Here is a 17,233-nt window from a genome sequence, read left to right on the forward strand (position 1 = left end):
ACCGCGCGTCGGTCAGTGGTAGCGGCCCGAGCAGGCGGCCTCGCCGCCGAGAACCCCGGTGCGGAACGCGTCCACCCGGGAGAATCCGCTCGGCACGGTGTTGCCGTTGACGTCGCTGGCGGCGAGGCCGTCGGTCAGCAGGCCGGAGACCGCCTCGTCCAGATCGCCCGGCGACAACCACACCATGTCCTCGGCCGGCTGGGCGCCGGTGCTGTCGGGGCTCAGTTCCGCGCTGATCACGCCGGCGAGGCAGGCAGCCCGCAGCGCCGTCTGGGGGTCGACGAGCGACTGGCCGGCCGCGTTCTGCACGGCCAGGGCGTACCGGGAGGCGAGCAGCACGTAGGCGGCGTAGTCGCCCCGCACGTCGGTCGTGATCCCCCCGGCGCCGGTCTGCAACGGGGTACCGCGGTCCGCCAGCTCGTCGACGTCCACCCCGATGGTGTTGGTGGCGGGACAGTACGACACCGGCGACGTGGCCTTCGCGTCCGGACAGCCGAGGTCGGCGCCGGACAGGTCGAGCTCCGGTTGTTCCGGCAGATCGAACACCCGGCGGAACGAGGCCATCAGCGCCTCCACCGACTCCTCGGTCACGGGAAGTTCGCCGTCGTCGGAACTGTCGAAGAACTGCGGCAGATCGGCGCGCCGGGACTCGATCTCGGCGGCGTCGATGCGGGTGCACGATCCCGCACCGTCGGTGAAGCCGATCTGGAACGCGGTGACCCGCTCGAATGCCGACCCGTGGATCGCGTCCGGGTCGTTGGGGTCGCTGTCGCGGAAGGAGACCATCGACGCCAGCACCGAGTTCAGCCCGTCCGAGGTGTTCAACCGGAAGTGCTCCGAGTTGCCGGCGGCGACGTGCCGCATGAAGGCGCCTGCGAAGCAGTCCGCCTGCTGCTCGAACACGATGCCCGGATCGTCCTCGGCGACCGTCCCGGCCTTGAACTGGACGGCGTGCCCGTACTCGTGGGCGAGCACCGTCACGGCCGCCATCGGGCCGAACGTCTCGATGAGCTGCGGCATCAGGTAGGTGCGGTCCCACCCGATGACGTCGTCGCGGTTGCAGTACGCGGCGTTGATGAACTCGAAGGTGGATTCGCCGCAGAACCTCGGGCCGCGCTCGTCGGGATCCCACGAGGCGATCGTGCCGACGGGCTCGAACGCGCCCCGGGCGATGCGCGGGAACTCCTCGTTCCAGTAGGCCTCGATGTCGGCGACCGCGTTGCCGGCGAGGACGTCGACGTCCCCGCCGTCCGAGTTCTCGATCGTCACCTGTGCGTCCGGGGCGGCGGGCCGCGGGCCGCTCGGGCCCGAGGACACCGGCAGGCCCGCCACCGAGAACGGGTTGTCGTAGATGGAGACGGCGGTGCCCTCGATGCGAGCGGCACATCCGGCGAGCACCATCACGGCCAGCGCCGGTACCGCGAGGCGGAACGGCAGCCGCGTCCGAGTCACCTGTTCTTCTCCTGTCGTCCGAGGACGGCGGTCACCGCTGCAACGTCAGCCAGATCGCACCGTAAGCAGGCAGCGTCACCTCCGCCGACGCCGGGCGCCCGTGCCAGGAGCGTGCCGTGGCCGTCACGGCGCCGAGGTTGCCGACGCCGTTGCCCTGGTAGGCCGTCGAATCCGTGTTGAGGATCTCCGACCACTGTCCTGTTTCGGGTAGTCCGACACGATAGTCCGAATGCGTCGATCCGGAGAAGTTGAACAGGCACGCCACGACGGAACCGTCGCTCCCGTGACGGAGAAAGCTCAGCACGTTGTTCGCCGAGTCGTTGGCGTCGATCCACGAGTACCCGCTCGGCGAGGTGTCCAGCGTCCACAGGGCGGGGTGCTCACGGTAGATCCGGTTGAGGTCGGCGACGAGCCGGTGCACGCCCTGGTGCAGCGGTCCGTTGTGCGGATCGTCGAGCTGCCACCAGTCCAGGCCCCGCTCCTCGGACCATTCCGCGGTCTGGCCGAACTCCTGCCCCATGAACAGCAGTTGCTTGCCGGGGTGGGCCCACATGTACGCGAGCAGGCCGCGCAGGCCGGCGGCCTGCTCGCGGTCGCCACCCGGCATCCGGGTCCAGAGCGTGCCCTTGCCGTGCACGACCTCGTCGTGGCTGACAGGCAGGACGAAGTTCTCACTCCAGGCGTACACCAGCGAGAAGGTGATCTCATGGTGGTGGTACGTGCGATGCACCGGGTCCCGGCCGATGTACCCGAGGGTGTCGTGCATCCAACCCATGTTCCATTTCATGGAGAACCCGAGCCCGCCCGCATGGGTGGGCCGGGTGACGCCGGGCCATGCCGTGGACTCCTCGGCGACGGTGACGACGCCGGGGTGGAGCTTGTGCACGGTGGCGTTCATCTCCTGCAGGAAGGCCACCGCCTCGAGGTTCTCCCGGCCGCCGTACACGTTGGGGGTCCAGCCGCCCTCGGGCCGCGAGTAGTCGAGGTACAGCATCGAGGCGACGGCGTCGACGCGCAGGCCGTCGATGTGGAACTCGTCGATCCAGTACAGCGCGTTGGCGACGAGGAAGTTGCGCACCTCCCGGCGGCCGAAGTCGAAGACGTAGGTGCCCCAGTCCAGCTGCTCGCCACGCCGGGGATCGGGGTGTTCGTAGAGGGCGCTGCCGTCGAAGCGGGCCAGGGCCCACTCGTCCTTCGGAAAGTGGGCGGGCACCCAGTCCACGATCACGCCGATGCCGGCGGCGTGCAACCGGTCGACGAACGCACGGAACTCGTCGGGCGTGCCGAAGCGGGCGGTGGGGGCGTAGTACGAGGTGACCTGGTATCCCCACGATCCGCCGAAGGGATGCTCAGCCACCGGCAGCAGCTCGACGTGGGTGAAGCCGGCCGCCGCGACGTACTCGGCGAGCTGGTCGGCCAGCTCCCGGTATCCGAGACCGGGACGCCACGAGCCGAGGTGCACCTCGTAGACGCTCATCGGCTCCTGCCACGGCCGGGAGTCGGCCCGGGCGGCGAGCCACGCGTCGTCGCCCCACACGTAGCTGCTGTGGTTGACCACGGAGGCCGTCGCCGGCGGCACCTCGGTGGCGAACGCCATCGGGTCGGCCTTGTCCTGGACCGAGCCGTCGCGGCCGTGGACCCGGAACTTGTACAGCGCACCCGGCTCCACGTCGGGCAGGAACAGTTCCCACACGCCGCTGGAGCCGAGCACCCGCATCGGCGCGAGCCGGCCGCTCCAGCCGTCGAAGTCGCCGACGACCGTGACGCCGCGCGCGCCGGGCGCCCACACCGCGAACGACGTGCCGCGGACCGTGCCGTCGGGGGTCTCGTACGAGCGCTGATGCGCCCCCAGGATCTCCCACAGCCGCTCGTGCCGGCCCTCGGCGAACAGGTGCAGGTCCAGCTCCCCGAGCGTGGGCAGGAACCGGTACGGGTCGGCGACGACGACGGTGTGCTCGAACGGGTAGGTCACCACGAGCCGGTAGTCCGACAGGTCGTGCACCGGGACGAGCGCGCTGAACACGTCGTGGCCGAGAGGCTCGAGTGGGTGATCGATGCCGCCGATGCGCGCCGCCACCTTCTCCGCGTGGGGACGCATGGCCCGGATGATCGTGCCTTCCGGATGCGGGTGGGCGCCGAGCACCGAGTGCGGATCGTGGTGCTCGCCGGCCGCCAGCCGGGCGAGGTCGTGCGGGTTGGGGGAGTGGCGTCGAGTCGGGGGCACTGTCACGAGTTGCTCCTGTAGGCGAGGGTGGTTCGCGTCGGTACACCGATCGGGGGCAGCGCCAGGATGTGCGCCACCGCGCGCCAGGGTTCGAGCCGGACGAAGTTGGCCTGGCCCCACGAGTACTGCGCGCCGGACACCTCGTCGAACACCGTGAGCTGGTCGTGCCATTCGTGGCCGAGCGCCGGCATGTCCAGCCAGACGGTGCCCTGCTCGGCGCCGAACGGGTTGAGGTTGATCACGGTGAGGACCGAATCCCCGGTCCGGGGATCGAATTTCGAGTACGCGATGAGGGCGTCGTTGTCGATGTGGTGGAAGTGGATGTTGCGCAGCTGCTGCAGGGCCGGGTGGGCGCGCCGGATCCGGTTGAGCGTGGCGATCCACGGCTCGAGGGATTCGCCGCGGCGGCGGGCCTCGTCGAACCGTCGCGGACGCAGCTGGTACTTCTCCGAGTCGAGGTACTCCTCGCTGCCGGGTCGCAGCGGGACGTGTTCGTAGAGTTCGTAACCGGAGTACACCCCCCACGACGGGGCGAGCGTGGCCGCGAGGGCCGCGCGCAGAGCGAACATTCCGGGCCCGCCGTGTTGCAGCGACTCGTGCAGGATGTCGGGCGTGTTGACGAACAGGTTCGGGCGCGCCTCGTCCGCCTTCGCCGCGATCTCCTGTCCGAATTCGGTCAGCTCCCACTTCGCCACGCGCCAGGTGAAGTACGTGTAGGACTGCGTGAACCCGCGTCGGGCGAGGCCGTACATGCGGGCGGGACGGGTGAAGGCCTCGGACAGGAACAGCACGTCGGGATCGGTGCGCTTGACCTCGGCGATCAGCCACTCCCAGAAGTTCGGCGGCTTGGTGTGCGGGTTGTCGACCCGGAAGATCTTGACGCCGAAGCTGATCCAGTGCCGCACCACGCGCAGCACCTCGGCGTAGATGCCGTCCGGATCGTTGTCGAAGTTGACCGGATAGATGTCCTGGTACTTCTTGGGCGGGTTCTCGGCGTAGGCGATCGTGCCGTCCGGCAGGACCGTGAACCACTCGGGATGCTCCTTCGCCCACGGGTGGTCCGGGGCGCACTGCAGCGCCAGATCGAGGGCCACCTCGAGGTCGAGTTCGCGCGCCCGGGCGACGAAGGCGCGGAAGTCGTCCTCCGTGCCGAGCTGCGGGTGGATCGCGTCGTGGCCGCCCTCGTCGGAGCCGATGGCCCAGGGGGAGCCCACGTCGTCCGGGCCGGCGGTGAGGGTGTTGTTCGGTCCCTTGCGGTTGACCTTGCCGATCGGGTGGATGGGCGGCAGGTACACCACGTCGAAGCCCATCGCGGCGACCCGCGGCAGTTCCTCCGCGGCGGTGGCGAAGGTGCCGTGCCGTGGCGTGCCGTCCTCGTTCCACCCGCCCGTCGAGCGGGGGAAGAACTCGTACCAGGAACCGAACAGGGCCCGTTCCCGATCGACCACGGCGGTGTACGCCTTCCCGCGGGTGATCAGCTCGCGCAGCGGATTGGCCCGCAGGATCTCGGTGATGTCGGCGGCGAAGGCAGGGGCGATCCGGTCGGCGAGCGGCCGCTCCGAACGCAGCGCCGCGGCCACGGCGAGCAGGGCCGGCCGGTTGGGGCGCGGCGCGGTCTTCGCGGCCTTCTCGAACAGGCGGGCGCCGATCTCGATGTCGTTCGCCAGGTCCTCCGGACCCTGGCCGGCGTCGACCTTCGCGTCCACCGCGTGCCGCCACGTGCTCACCGGATCGCTCCAGGCCTCCACCCGGTACGTCCACAGTCCCGGACTGGTGGGGGTGAACACGGCGTGGAAGGTGTCGGGCACCTCGCCGGGAACCATCGGGATCCGGATCAGCTTCCCTTCGCTCTCCGGGTCCGATCCCGGCCCGCGCACGGCCAGGGTGGCGGCGACGGCGTCGTGGCCTTCTCGCCACACGACTGCCGACACGGGAACCACCTCCCCGACAACGGCCTTGACCGGATGTCGCCCTCCCGAGATGTCGGGACGGACATCGTCGATGCCGAGGCGGCCTGTCGCGCTGGCTCCGATTCGACCTGTCACGCTCGCTCCGTTCCGTCTGTCATGCCGGCTCCGTTTCCCTCGCACGGACTGCTGACGAGCCTTCGGATGCGGCCCGTCCCCAACCGTAGTGGAGGTACGCACCGCCGTCCCCTCATGCGACGCGCAATGTCGTCGACGCCCCGCAATAGCTGTTACCCGGGGTCGACGCGACGGAACGAGCGAGCCCCGCGGCGCCGTGTGCCGCGGGGCTCGCGCGTCCGCTCGCGGGGAACGTGGCCCGGCCGCCGGACGGCCGCCGCATTTGCCGGTCTTCCCGGCCGGCCGAATGTCGGTAGTCTTCCCGGGGTGAGAGCCTTGCGTCGGTTCACCGTACGAGCCCACCTTCCCCAGCGGCTGGCCGGACTGGGCCCGCTCGCCGTCAACCTGCGCTGGTCGTGGCACACGCCCACGCAGGACCTGTTCGCCTCGATCGACTCCGCGCTGTGGCGTCGCGTCGAGCACGACCCGGTGCGGATGCTCGGCGAGGTGCCGCCGGCCCGTCTCGACGCGCTCGCCGCCGACGAGGAGTTCCTCGCGCGGCTCGACGCCGAGTCGGCCGACCTCGACGACTACCTCGCGAGGCCGCGCTGGTACCAGCACCAGCAGCAGGAGGGCACCGGGCTGCCGTCCGGCATCGCCTACTTCTCCATGGAGTTCGGCGTTTCCGAGGTTCTGCCGAACTACTCCGGCGGACTCGGCATCCTGGCCGGCGATCACCTCAAGGCGGCCTCGGACCTCGGCCTGCCGCTCATCGGTGTCGGCCTGCTCTACCGCTCCGGCTACTTCCGTCAGTCCCTGACCGCCGACGGATGGCAGAGCGAGCACTACCCGAACTACGACCCGCAGGGCCTGCCGCTGCGGCTGCTGACCGAGGCCGACGGCACCCCTGCCCTGATCCAGGTCGCCATGCCCGGCAATCGCACCCTCACCGCCCGGGTGTGGATCGCCCAGGTGGGCCGCGTCCCGTTGCTGCTGCTCGACTCGGACATCGCCGAGAACGACGAGGAACTGCGCGGGGTCACCGACCGCCTCTACGGCGGCGACCAGGACCATCGCATCAAGCAGGAGATCCTGGCCGGGGTCGGCGGGGTGCGCGCCGTCCGCGCCTACACCCGGATCGCGGGACTGCGCGATCCCGAGGTGTTCCACATGAACGAGGGACACGCCGGGTTCCTGGGCGCCGAACGCATCCGCGAACTGGTCACGGGCGCCGGTCTGGACTTCGACGAGGCGCTCGCCGCCGTGCGCGCCGGCACCGTCTTCACCACCCACACCCCGGTTCCCGCGGGCATCGACCGGTTCCCGGCGGAACTCGTCCGGCACTACTTCTCCGGACCGAACGGCGAGAACGAGTCGGCGCTGCTGCCCGGCCTGGGGGTGGACCGCGTCCTTTCCCTCGGCCGGGAATCGGACCCCCGTGTGTTCAACATGGCCCACCTGGGTCTGCGGCTCGGCCAGCGCAGCAACGGCGTGTCGAAGCTGCACGGCCGGGTCAGCCGCGAGATGTTCGTGGGCCTGTGGCCCGGCTTCGACGCCGGCGAGGTGCCGATCGGGTCGGTCACCAACGGCGTGCACGCCCATACCTGGGCCGCCCGCGAGTGGCTCGAGTTCGCCAACCGTCTCGCCGGTCCCGACCGGGTCGAGGAGGCCCAGGGCTGGGAACTGCTGCAGACGGTCGAACCGCGCGAGCTGTGGGCCACCCGCAACACGTTGCGTGCGCAGCTGGTGGAGGAGATCCGTCGGCGGCTGCGCCGGTCCTGGCTCCAGCGCGGCGCCACCGAGGCCGAACTCGGCTGGGTGGACGGGGTCTTCGATCCGCACGTGCTCACCGTCGGCTTCGCCCGCCGGGTGCCGACCTACAAGCGGCTCACCCTGATGCTGCGCGACCCGGAACGACTGCGGGCCCTGCTGCTCGACGAGGAGCGCCCCGTGCAGCTGGTCGTCGCCGGCAAGAGCCACCCGGCCGACGACGGCGGCAAGGCACTGATCCAGCAGGTGGTGCGGTTCGCCGATGCCGCCGACGTGCGGCACCGCATCGTTTTCCTGCCGGACTACGACATGTCCATGGCCCGGTACCTCTACTGGGGCTGCGACGTGTGGCTGAACAACCCGCTGCGCCCGCTCGAGGCGTGCGGCACCTCCGGGATGAAGTCGGCCCTCAACGGCGGGCTCAACCTCTCCATCCGCGACGGCTGGTGGGACGAGATGTACGACGGCGAGAACGGCTGGGCCATCCCCACCGCCGACGGTGTGATCGACGAACACCGCCGCGACGACCTCGAGGCCAGCGCCCTGTACGAGCTGCTCGAGCGCTCGGTCCTGCCGCGGTTCTACGACCGGGACGGCAGCGGTGTGCCCACCCGCTGGATCGAGATGGTGCGGCACACGCTCCAGAACCTCGGTCCGAAGGTGCTCGCCTCCCGCATGGTCCGGGACTACACCGTGCAGTACTACGCGCCGGCGGCCGCGGCCGCGCGCGAGGCGGTCGCCGACGGGTTCGCCGGAGCGCGCGAGCTCGCCCACTACCGGCGTCGCGTCGAGGCGGCATGGCCGGCCGTGCGGGTGGCCCAGGTCGACAGCGCCGGACTGCCGGACATCCCGGAGATCGGCTCCAAACTGGCCCTGACCGCCCACGTGTACCTCGACGGTCTCCGGGTGACCGACGTGGTCGTTCAGGCCGTCGTCGGCCGGGTCGGGGTCGACGACACCCTGTCCGACGTGGTGACGGTGCCGATGCGGCACACCGGCACGGACCCGCTGGGCGAGGTCTTCGAGGTCGAGGTCGCGCTGCCGATGGCCGGGTCGGTCGGCTACACGGTGCGGGTGCTGCCGCACCACGAGCTGCTCGCGTCGGACGCCGAACTCGGCAAGGTCGTGCTCGCCTAGCTAGCTCTCCGCGCCGGGCCCGCGGCCGCTCGCGTCGAGCAGGACGCGCGCGGCGTCGCGGGCCTGCCGCGCGACGGCGGGAGAACCGGAGATCGCCGCCGTCGCCATCGCCCCGTTGGCCAGGATCGCCAGCTGGTCGCCCAGTGCCGGGGGGCTGCCCGCGTCCGCCACGAGTCCGCGCAGGTAGCGCCGGAACGCGTCCTTGTGCGTGCGGGCGATCTCGGCGACGTCACCGGAGATTCCGCCGAGTTCGCCGAACGTGTTGATGAAGGTGCAGCCGCGGAAGTCGCTGCAGGCGAACCATTCCTCGAGAAAGTCGAACACCGCGAGAACCCGCTCGCGCGGATCGGTGCGGGCATCGACATACCGGCGCAGATCCGTCAGCACGGTGTGATCGCGCCGGGTCAGAACGGCCTCCACGAGCCGGTCCTTGGCGGGGTAGAGCTGATAGAGCCGCTTGAGCGACACCCCGGAGCGGGCCCGGATCGTGTCCATTCCGACGGCCTGGATGCCGTGCTCGTTGAACAGTTCCTCGGCGGCGTCGAGCAGCCGGGTCTGCGCGGTGTCCGCGTCCATCGGGCCCCTCCCTCTTGCATCGAGAACCATCGTTCTCTACGCTACACCACGTACCGGAGAACGCTCGTTCTCCGACCGATCCGAGGAGGACTCATGTCCGCTTCCGTTGTCCGCCACCGCACCGAGACCATCGACGGGCTCGACGTTTCCTACCGCGAGGCCGGGGACCCGGGTGCGCCGGCTCTCGTTCTGCTGCACGGCTTCCCGTCCAGCTCGCACATGTTCCGCCACCTGCTCGGCGAGCTCGCCGACCAGTACCACCTCGTCGCCCCCGACCACATCGGCTTCGGGCGATCGGCGATGCCCGCCGTCGACGAGTTCGACTACAGCTTCGACCGTCTCGCGCAGATCACCGATGCGCTGCTCGACCGGATCGGGCTGACGCGCTTCGCCCTCTACCTCCACGACTACGGCGCCCCGATCGGCCTGCGGATCGCGGCCGGGAACCCCGAGCGCGTCACCGCGCTGATCACCCAGAGCGGCAACGCCTACCGCGAAGGGTTCACCCCGTTCTGGGAGATCCTCTTCGCCCACGCACAGGACCGCGCCGCCCACGAATCCACCGTCCGTGCCCTCCTCGAGCCCGAGGCGACCCGGTGGCAGTACGTCCACGGTGTCCCCGAGGACCGGCTCGACCGGATCGCCCCGGAAGCCTGGCTGCTCGACCAACTGGGCCTCGATCGGCCCGGCAACAAGGAGATCCAGCTCCAGTTGTTCTGGGACTACCAGTTCAACCTCGACGCGTACCCGGCATTCCAGGAGTACTTCCGCGCCTGGCGGCCGCCGACCCTGGTGGCGTGGGGCCGCGGCGACGAGATCTTCGGTCCCGCCGGTGCGGAAGCATTCGCCCGCGACCTCCCCGACGCGGAGATTCACCTGCTCGACGCAGGCCACTTCGCCCTCGAGACCCACGGGCCGGAGATCGCGGACCTCGTCCGTGGATTCCTGGGCCGCACTCTGAACCCGGCCGCACTCTGAGCCCGGCCGCACACTCCGAGACCGAAGGAGAGTAATCGGATGCCACCGCTTCTCGGTGATGCACCGGACGGGTCCCGCCGTGCCCTGGCCGCCGCCCTCGCCCCGGGGGCCGTCGCGCTCGGCGCGGCCGGCGCGCTCGCCGCCCTCGAGAACCTCGCCCACTGGGCGGTGTTCGGGTTGCCGTACGTCGCGTCCGCAGCCCTCATCGCCCTCGCACCCGGCACCCCGGCCGCCCGGCCCGGAGCGATCGTGCGGGCCTACCCTGCGGCCGCGGCCGCGGCGCTCGTCGTCGCGGCCGTCGCCGGTCCGTCGCAGGCCGGCGCCGCCGTCGCAGCGGGACTTGCGGTCGTCGCCATGGCGCTGCTGCGGGCGCCGCATGTGCCCGCCGCGGTGTGTGCCGGGGCGATCGGGCTCACGGACCCGGGGATCGGCTACGTGGGAACCACGCTGGTGCCGGCGCTCCTCGTCGTCCTCGACGTCGCGACCGTCGCCGGGCGGGTGCTGCCCGGATTCGTCTATCCGGCGCGGGTCGCCCGTGCCGGCTGACCGGGACGGTCGCCCGTCGCTGTGCGCACGCCCTCGCTTCGAGGTATAGGACCGCGGGGCGGTGGGTATACACCCGATGCGTCCGACCGAGGACGCATCGGAAATCGAGGAGGAGGATGCACTCGCGACACGCCTCTCAGGCGTTCACATCGACCGGGTTGTTCTACCGCGGGGTCCGCGCCGAGCCGAGCCAGGTGACGATGCTCCGGCAGGCCCTGGACCGGTGGCTGGACCGCCTCCACCTCGAGGTCGAACTCGGGCAGGATGTGCTGCTGGCCAGCTACGAAGCGCTGGCCAATGCCGTCGAGCACGCGTATCCCGACGGGTACGGGGATCGTGTCGGTGCGGTCGACCTGGAGGCCGTCTATCGACCGGGGGAACGTTCCGTCGAAGTGATCGTCACCGATCACGGCCGCTGGCGCACCCCGGAGGATCCGTCCGGCGACAGCTGCCGTGGCCACGGGCTCGCGCTGATCCGGACCCTGACGTCCCACACGGATGTCGTCACCGTCCCCGACGGCACCTCGGTCTCGATGAAGTGGGACGTCTCGACCTCGCCCGCGCTCGTCGCGGCGCCGTGACCCCGTAGTGACGCATCAGCGGTGACCCGGCAGTGACACATCGGCCGTGACCCGGCAGTGACGGACCACCGGCTTCCGGAAGCGCCCCCCTGCGGCGCTGTCCGGAAGCCGGTGGTCCGGTCGGAGACCACCGACGCCGGGAGAACGTCGGTGGTCAGCTCCTGCGGCCGCGCCGGCTCGACGCCCATCCGGGGCGCCGGGGCGAGGCCGCGGTGGCCCTGCGATCGTCGCCGGTCACAGTGTTCCCGTGGTCGTCCGCGAACATCGCGTCGATACGAGCCTTGATCTCGGCCGTGCTCATCGCCGAACCCGGGACGGTGCTCGGGTCGGCGACGTGATTGAGGTGGTTCATCGGTTCCTTGCTCGGGCGGGCCGTCGGAGTCGGGAGTGGGCGAGGTCAGGAGCGGATCATCACCGCTGCGACCGCGACCGTCGCCACCGTGAGAAGGGCGGCCAGCACGCCGAGGGTGAGGGATCGGCTGATCGCGACGGCCAGCCCGCACGAGAGGGTGCCGGCACCGACGATGATGGACGGTACCGAGAGCAGCGGCGAGTTGTCGCTGTGGGGAGCCGGATGGGCGAGGTGAGCCATGGGTGTTCCTTCTTCGCGGATCGTGTCCGGGAGGTACACCTGCTCGGAGCGACGGGCAACCGGGCCTCGAGCGGTGTTCTCCCGAAAACCTGTCCACACGATTCGTGGAGAGTGAGAGAGGAGCACCGGGGGTCGGGGCGGCTCCGATTCGGGCGTCGCCGGGATCTGGGGCGGACGCTCTGTGTACCAGGATATGTGATGTGACGCGTGCGACGCCACCCAAGAACTGTGATGTGTGTCACTATCGAGGGTGTTGCCGACCGGAGGGGGCGCGCCGGTGTTCGACCAGGACGAGTTCATGGCGGTGCTGTCGCGGTTCGCGCGCCTGCTGCCCACCCCCTACGACGTCGGCGCAGCGCTCGACGAGCTCGTCGACGGCGTGACCGCCGTTCTGGGTCTCCTCGGGTGCGGCGTGAGCCTGCAGTGCGAGGGCCGGCTGCAGTTCGTCACCGCGGCCGCCGAGGTGGTGGGGGAGATGGAACGCTGCCAGGAGGAGGCCGGGGTGGGGCCGTGCCAGTACGCGTTCGATCGTGGCGAGCCCATCGCGGTCGCCGACGTGCGGACACGATCAGACCTGTGGCCGGACTACGCCGAGAAGGCCCGCGAGCACGGGATCGCGGCGGTGGCCGGCATACCGATGCAGCTCGCGGACGAGAAGATCGGCGCTCTCGACCTGTACGCGTGCGAACCGCGCGAATGGGCGGATCGTGAGATCGCGGCGGCGCAGATCTTCGCAGACATGGCCACCGGCTACATCGTCAACTCCAACAAGCTGCGGCAGCACGAGCAGCTGAACGCGCAACTGCAGGCGGCGCTCGATTCGCGCATCGTCATCGAACAGGCGAAGGGCATCATCGCCCACGCCCGGAGCACCACCCCCGACGAGGCGTTCCGGCTCATCCGCGGCCACGCCCGCAGCAACCAGGCACCCGTGCGGTCGGTTGCCAAGGCGATCGTCGAGGTGGGCCTGCGGGTCTGATCACCGGGTGCCGCGGCGGCCGCGGTTCTCACACCGGTCGGACGTTCTCCGCCTGAGGTCCCTTCACACCCAGTCCGATCTCGAACTCGACGCGCTGACCCTCTGTCAGCGAGCGGAAGCCCGTCCCCGCGATCTCCGAGTAGTGGACGAAGATGTCGGGCCCGCCGCCCTCCTCCGCGATGAAGCCGAACCCCTTCTCCTCGTCGAACCACTTCACAACGCCCTGTGGCATATCCGAAAAGCCCCCTGTCCCTGCGACCCTCGACTCCGGCGCCTGCGCCGCCTTCGATGCTGCCGCGAAACGGCCGGAAATTCCGGGAAAGTCGTGAACGTTTCGGGATCGGACGCGTCGCGGCCCGGTCAGCCCCGCAGACGGACGAGCGCCTTGCGCACCACCCGCGGATCGGCTGTCTCCCAGAACGGGGGCAGCGACGCGCGCAGATACCCGCCGTACCGTGCGGTCGCCAGGCGGGGATCGAGCACCGCCACGACACCCCGATCGTCCGTGCTGCGCAACAACCGGCCCACGCCCTGCGCGAGCAGCAGCGCGGCGTGGGTGGCCGCCACCGACAGGAAGCCGTTGCCCCCGCGCGCCTCCACCGCCCGCTGCCGCGCCACCAGCAGCGGGTCGTCCGGTCGCGGGAACGGGATCCGGTCCAGGATCACCAGCGACAGCGACGGTCCCGGCACGTCCACGCCCTGCCACAGCGACAGGGTCCCGAACAACGACGTCGGTTCGTCGGCCGCGAACTTCTCCACCAGGGCGCCGGTCGCGTCCTCGCCCTGGCACAGGACCGGCGTGTCCAGGCGCTCCCGCATCGCCTCCGCCGCCGCCTTCGCGGCGCGCATCGACGAGAAGAGCCCGAGCGTGCGGCCGCCGGCGGCCTCGACCAGCTCCGCGATCTCGTCCAGGTACGCGGGGGAGAGCCCGTCGCGGCCGGGGGCCGGCAGGTGCTTGGCGACGTACAGGATGCCGGAGCGGGCGTGATCGAACGGCGATCCCACGTCCAGGGAATTCCACCGCAGGTCCCCGTCGTCCGACGGTGGTTCCGTCCCCGACGCCGCGCCGGTGTCGCTGCGGGCCGGCGACTGCGGCGGCAGCCCCCAGTTGACGGCGAGCGCGTCGAACGAGCCACCCACCGTCAACGTCGCCGAGGTCAGGACGACCGTCGACGCGGCGAACAGCCGGGACCGCAGCAGTCCGCCGACGGACAGCGGCGCCATCCGCACCGTGTGGCGGGTGTTGCCGCGGAACTCGTCGGCGGCGTGCCAGACGACGTCCCGGCGGGCAGCGGGATCCGTCTCCTCGAAGGCGGTCAGCACGCGAACCGCGCAGTCGTGCACCTCGTCGACGTCCGCCAGCGCCTGGTTGCGGGCCGCGGCGGCCTCGGCGTCGAGCCCCGCCTTGGGTGGTCCGATCGCCGTGCACACGGCCCACGCCGCGTCGCGGATCGCGGCCAGCGCCGCGCCCGCGCCCTCGGGCAACTCGTCCCACCGCCCCGGCGGCAGCTCCTCGAGCAGCGCCTCCCAGTTCTCGGCGGCCCCCTCGAGTCGGTCGACGTCCTCGTCCTCGATCAGCTTCACGCAGCGCCGCGCCGCGGCCGAGACGGTGCCGCCGGACAGCTCCGCCGTCGCCACCCCGGTGACGCGGTCCACGAGTTCGTGCGCCTCGTCGACCACCACCACGTCGTGCTCGGGCAGGATCGAGATGCCGCTGATCGCGTCGATCGCCAGCAGCGCGTGGTTGGTGACGACCACGTCGACCTGCCCGGCCTCGGCGCGGGCGATCTCCGCGAAACAGTCGTCGCCGACCGGGCACCGCGACTTGCCCAGGCATTCGCGGGCGGTGACACTCACCTGACGCCACGCCTCATCCGACACGCCGGGGACGAGGTCGTCGCGGTCGCCGGTGCCGGTGGTCGACGACCACTCCGTGATCCGACGCACCTCCCGGCCGATCCGCGACAGGGCGAACGCGTCGAACAACTGGTCGTCCGCAGGCGGCTCCTCGGCCAGACCGGTGTGGATCTTGTTCAGGCACAGATAGTTCCCGCGGCCCTTGAGGATCGCGAAGCGGGGGCGCCGGCCCAGCGCCGACTCCAGCGCGCCGGCCAGCCGCGGCAGGTCCCGGTCCACCAGCTGACGCTGCAGTGCGATCGTCGCGGTGGAGACCACCACCGTCCGGCCCGTCTGCACCGCATACCGCACGGCCGGCACGAGGTAGGCCAGCGACTTGCCGGTGCCGGTGCCGGCCTGGACCGCGAGGTGCTCGCCGGTGTCCAGCGAATGCGCCACCGCCGAGGCCATGGTCAGCTGGTTGCGCCGTTCCTTGCCGCCCAGCGCGTGCACCGCGGTGCGCAGCAGTTCCGGCACATTCGGGAGTTCGGGCACCGCGTCAGGGTACTGGGCACCACCGTCAGGTTCGCGGCCCGACCTGTCCGACCAGGTCCACACCCGCCCCCCGGAGCGCCGAGAGCGCCGACTCGACGGTCGCCTCGCTCACCCCGGCCGTGTACGGCAGCAGCACCCGCGTGTCGAACCCGGCGGCGGTGGCATCGAGCGCGGTCGCCCGCACGCAGTGATCGGTGGCGATACCCACGATGTCGACCGCGGTGACCCCGTGCCCGCGCAGCCACCCGTCGAGGGACTCGCCCGTGTCGTGGCTGCCCTCGAAGCCCGAGTACGCGGCCTCGAACGCCCCCTTGGAGAAGACCGCCTCCACGCGGGTGGTGTCGAGGGCCGGATGGAACTCGGCACCCTCGGTTCCCGCCCGGCAGTGCGGCGGCCACGAGTCCACGAAGTCCGGCTCCTCGGCGAAGTGCGCACCCGGATCGACGTGGTGATCCCGGGTGGCGACCACGTGCGCGTAGTCCTGCGCGTGTGCGGCCAGATACCGGCTGATGTCCGCGGCGACCGCGGCGCCGCCGGCCACGGCCAGCGACCCGCCCTCACAGAAGTCGTTCTGCACGTCGACGATGATCAGCGCCCGCGACAACGTCCTCACCTCACGAATCGGGTCGGCACCGCGGCCTCGCCCGCCGACAGGGTCAGGGCCTCCCACGGGAGACTGATCAGCCCGTGCGCGAGCAATGCCCGGCTCTCCTCCAGCGTAGGCCCGTCGCCGACCCGCTCGCCGTTGCAGACCAGCGGAACCATCAGCTCGTGCACCACCTCGCCGTCGCCCCCCGGTGCGGGCGCGTCCGCCGGGTAGATCACCTCTTCCACCAGCGTGCCGGTCGGGCGGGCGAACCGCACCGCGCGCTTGGCGCCGCCCCGGGACTCCTTGTGCGCGCTGCGCTTCTCCACCGGGATGCCGTCGACCTCGACCAGCTTGTAGACCATCCCGGCCGTGGGCGCGCCCGAGCCGGTGACCAGCGACGTCCCGACGCCGTACACGTCGACCGGCTCGGCGCGCAGACCTGCGATCGAGTACTCGTCCAGGTCACCCGACAACACGATCTTCGTGTTCGTCGCGCCCAGGCCGTCGAGCTGCTCCCGCACCTGCCGGGCCAGCACGCCGAGATCGCCCGAGTCGATCCGCACGGCCCCGAGTCCGGTGCCGGCCACCTCGACGGCCGTGCGCACCCCGTTGGTGATGTCGTACGTGTCCACCAGCAGCGTGGTCCCCACCCCGAGCGTCTCGACCTGGCTCCGGAACGCCGCCGCCTCGTCGCGGCCCGCCCCGGTGGTGTGCACGAGCGTGAACGCGTGCGCCGCGGTACCCGTGCCCGGCACCCCGTACCGGCGCACCGCCTCGAGGTTCGACGTCGCGTCGAAGCCCGAGAGGTATGCCGCCCGCGCACACGCGACCGCCGCCTCCTCGTGGGTGCGGCGCGACCCCATCTCGATCAGCGTGCGGCCGTCCGCGGCGCTGACCATCCGCGCCGCCGCCGACGCCACCGCGCTGTCGTGGTTGAGGATCGACAGGATCAGGGTCTCGAGCAGGACGCACTCGGCGAACGTGCCGCGCACCGCCAGCACCGGCGAACCGGGGAAGTAGAAATCGCCCTCCCGGTAGCCCTCGATGTCGCCGGAGAACCGGTAACCGCGCAGCCACTCCACGGTCGAGGCGTCGAGGAACCGTGCCGCTACGGCCAGTTCCTCCTCGCCGAAGTGGAACGTCTCCAGCGCATCGATCAGCCGGCCGGTCCCACCGACCACGCCGTACCGGCGCCCGGGCGGCAGACGCCTCGCGAACACCTCGAACGTGCAAGGGCGGGAACCGGTGCCGTCCGCGAGCGCGGCCTCGAGCATCGTCAGCTCGTAGACGTCCGTGAACAGGGCGGTGCTCGCCGTCGCGGTGCGCGGCAGAAGGGAATCGGGCACCCGATCACTGTAGAGCGCGGGCCGGGATGCGGCTGTATTGCCGGGCGC

Annotated in this window: 15 protein-coding genes; 5 read left to right on the forward strand and 10 right to left on the reverse strand. The window is 71.1% G+C overall.

What is annotated here, in order from left to right; genetic code table 11:
* Positions 1-12 precede the first annotated feature (12 nt).
* The 3 genes from KZJ41_RS11560 to KZJ41_RS11570 are packed head-to-tail and all read right to left on the reverse strand — an operon-like array spanning position 13 to position 5,721.
* A complete protein-coding gene (locus KZJ41_RS11560) occupies positions 13-1,452 on the reverse strand; it encodes a metallopeptidase (protein WP_065922699.1) in 1,440 nt (479 codons plus the stop codon).
* 31 nt (positions 1,453-1,483) lie between these two features.
* The gene (glgB, locus tag KZJ41_RS11565; protein WP_006938391.1) at positions 1,484-3,682 is read right to left on the reverse strand and encodes a 1,4-alpha-glucan branching protein GlgB; all 2,199 of its coding nucleotides are present in this window, start codon (positions 3,680-3,682) and stop codon (positions 1,484-1,486) included.
* Positions 3,679-5,721 carry an alpha-1,4-glucan--maltose-1-phosphate maltosyltransferase gene (locus KZJ41_RS11570; RefSeq protein WP_029542960.1) on the reverse strand — a complete coding sequence of 681 codons (2,043 nt, stop codon included), beginning with the start codon at positions 5,719-5,721 and terminating at the stop codon, positions 3,679-3,681. The genes glgB and KZJ41_RS11570 overlap by 4 nt, the downstream gene beginning before the upstream one ends.
* Positions 5,722-6,027: 306 nt before the next feature.
* Between KZJ41_RS11570 and glgP the strand changes: the two genes are divergently transcribed.
* Positions 6,028-8,607 carry an alpha-glucan family phosphorylase gene (gene glgP / locus KZJ41_RS11575; RefSeq protein ID WP_044476069.1) on the forward strand — a complete coding sequence of 860 codons (2,580 nt, stop codon included), beginning with the start codon at positions 6,028-6,030 and terminating at the stop codon, positions 8,605-8,607.
* On the opposite strand, the gene KZJ41_RS11580 is transcribed toward glgP, so the two are convergent.
* Positions 8,608-9,183, reverse strand: coding sequence for a TetR/AcrR family transcriptional regulator (locus KZJ41_RS11580; protein ID WP_006938382.1), 576 nt, complete (start codon positions 9,181-9,183; stop codon positions 8,608-8,610).
* 93 nt (positions 9,184-9,276) lie between these two features.
* Here KZJ41_RS11580 and KZJ41_RS11585 point away from each other — a divergent pair, with 93 nt between their 5' ends.
* The 3 genes from KZJ41_RS11585 to KZJ41_RS11595 all read left to right on the forward strand — a co-directional run bounded on the left by KZJ41_RS11585 (position 9,277) and on the right by KZJ41_RS11595 (position 11,288).
* Positions 9,277-10,161, forward strand: coding sequence for an alpha/beta fold hydrolase (locus KZJ41_RS11585; RefSeq protein ID WP_065922698.1), 885 nt, complete (start codon positions 9,277-9,279; stop codon positions 10,159-10,161).
* A 39-nt stretch (positions 10,162-10,200) separates the two neighbouring features.
* The gene (locus tag KZJ41_RS11590; protein ID WP_251550798.1) at positions 10,201-10,707 is read left to right on the forward strand and encodes an HPP family protein; all 507 of its coding nucleotides are present in this window, start codon (positions 10,201-10,203) and stop codon (positions 10,705-10,707) included.
* A 116-nt stretch (positions 10,708-10,823) separates the two neighbouring features.
* Complete coding sequence (locus tag KZJ41_RS11595) at positions 10,824-11,288, forward strand: ATP-binding protein (RefSeq protein WP_029542966.1); 465 nt, start codon at positions 10,824-10,826, stop codon at positions 11,286-11,288.
* 154 nt (positions 11,289-11,442) lie between these two features.
* On the opposite strand, the gene KZJ41_RS11600 is transcribed toward KZJ41_RS11595, so the two are convergent.
* Positions 11,443-11,640, reverse strand: a complete 198-nt coding sequence (locus tag KZJ41_RS11600) for a hypothetical protein (protein ID WP_050035020.1) — start codon at positions 11,638-11,640, stop codon at positions 11,443-11,445.
* Positions 11,641-11,685: 45 nt separating this feature from the next.
* On the reverse strand, positions 11,686-11,880 hold the full coding sequence (locus KZJ41_RS11605) for a hypothetical protein (protein ID WP_206530813.1): 195 nt from the start codon (positions 11,878-11,880) through the stop codon (positions 11,686-11,688).
* 277 nt (positions 11,881-12,157) lie between these two features.
* On the opposite strand from KZJ41_RS11605, the gene KZJ41_RS11610 reads away from it, so the two are divergent.
* Positions 12,158-12,859: a GAF and ANTAR domain-containing protein gene (locus KZJ41_RS11610; RefSeq protein WP_029542970.1), complete on the forward strand. Its 702-nt coding sequence runs from the start codon at positions 12,158-12,160 to the stop codon at positions 12,857-12,859.
* A gap of 28 nt (positions 12,860-12,887) precedes the next feature.
* On the opposite strand, the gene KZJ41_RS11615 is transcribed toward KZJ41_RS11610, so the two are convergent.
* The 4 genes from KZJ41_RS11615 to KZJ41_RS11630 form a co-directional block, all read right to left on the reverse strand.
* The gene (locus KZJ41_RS11615; protein ID WP_029542972.1) at positions 12,888-13,091 is read right to left on the reverse strand and encodes a cold-shock protein; all 204 of its coding nucleotides are present in this window, start codon (positions 13,089-13,091) and stop codon (positions 12,888-12,890) included.
* Positions 13,092-13,219: 128 nt separating this feature from the next.
* Positions 13,220-15,250 (reverse strand): ATP-dependent DNA helicase, encoded by a 2,031-nt coding sequence (locus tag KZJ41_RS11620; protein ID WP_065922697.1) that lies wholly within the window; start codon positions 15,248-15,250, stop codon positions 13,220-13,222.
* Positions 15,251-15,275: 25 nt separating this feature from the next.
* Positions 15,276-15,854: an isochorismatase family protein gene (locus KZJ41_RS11625; protein ID WP_065923497.1), complete on the reverse strand. Its 579-nt coding sequence runs from the start codon at positions 15,852-15,854 to the stop codon at positions 15,276-15,278.
* A gap of 5 nt (positions 15,855-15,859) precedes the next feature.
* On the reverse strand, positions 15,860-17,185 hold the full coding sequence (locus KZJ41_RS11630; protein ID WP_065922696.1) for a nicotinate phosphoribosyltransferase: 1,326 nt from the start codon (positions 17,183-17,185) through the stop codon (positions 15,860-15,862).
* Positions 17,186-17,233: the final 48 nt, after the last annotated feature.

It is taken from the genome of Rhodococcus sp. 11-3 (assembly GCF_023704055.1).
Taxonomy (GTDB): Bacteria; Actinomycetota; Actinomycetes; order Mycobacteriales; family Mycobacteriaceae; genus Rhodococcus; species Rhodococcus aetherivorans.

Excerpts from the sequence above, each read along its gene's own strand:
- KZJ41_RS11600 (WP_050035020.1), bottom strand. The coding sequence starts at position 11,640 with ATGAACCACCTCAATCACGTCGCCGACCCGAGCACCGTCCCGGGTTCG.
- KZJ41_RS11615 (WP_029542972.1), bottom strand. The coding sequence starts at position 13,091 with ATGCCACAGGGCGTTGTGAAGTGGTTCGACGAGGAGAAGGGGTTCGGC.
- KZJ41_RS11590 (WP_251550798.1), top strand. The coding sequence starts at position 10,201 with ATGCCACCGCTTCTCGGTGATGCACCGGACGGGTCCCGCCGTGCCCTG.
- KZJ41_RS11595 (WP_029542966.1), top strand. The coding sequence starts at position 10,824 with ATGCACTCGCGACACGCCTCTCAGGCGTTCACATCGACCGGGTTGTTC.
- KZJ41_RS11585 (WP_065922698.1), top strand. The coding sequence starts at position 9,277 with ATGTCCGCTTCCGTTGTCCGCCACCGCACCGAGACCATCGACGGGCTC.
- KZJ41_RS11580 (WP_006938382.1), bottom strand. The coding sequence starts at position 9,183 with ATGGACGCGGACACCGCGCAGACCCGGCTGCTCGACGCCGCCGAGGAA.
- KZJ41_RS11605 (WP_206530813.1), bottom strand. The coding sequence starts at position 11,880 with ATGGCTCACCTCGCCCATCCGGCTCCCCACAGCGACAACTCGCCGCTG.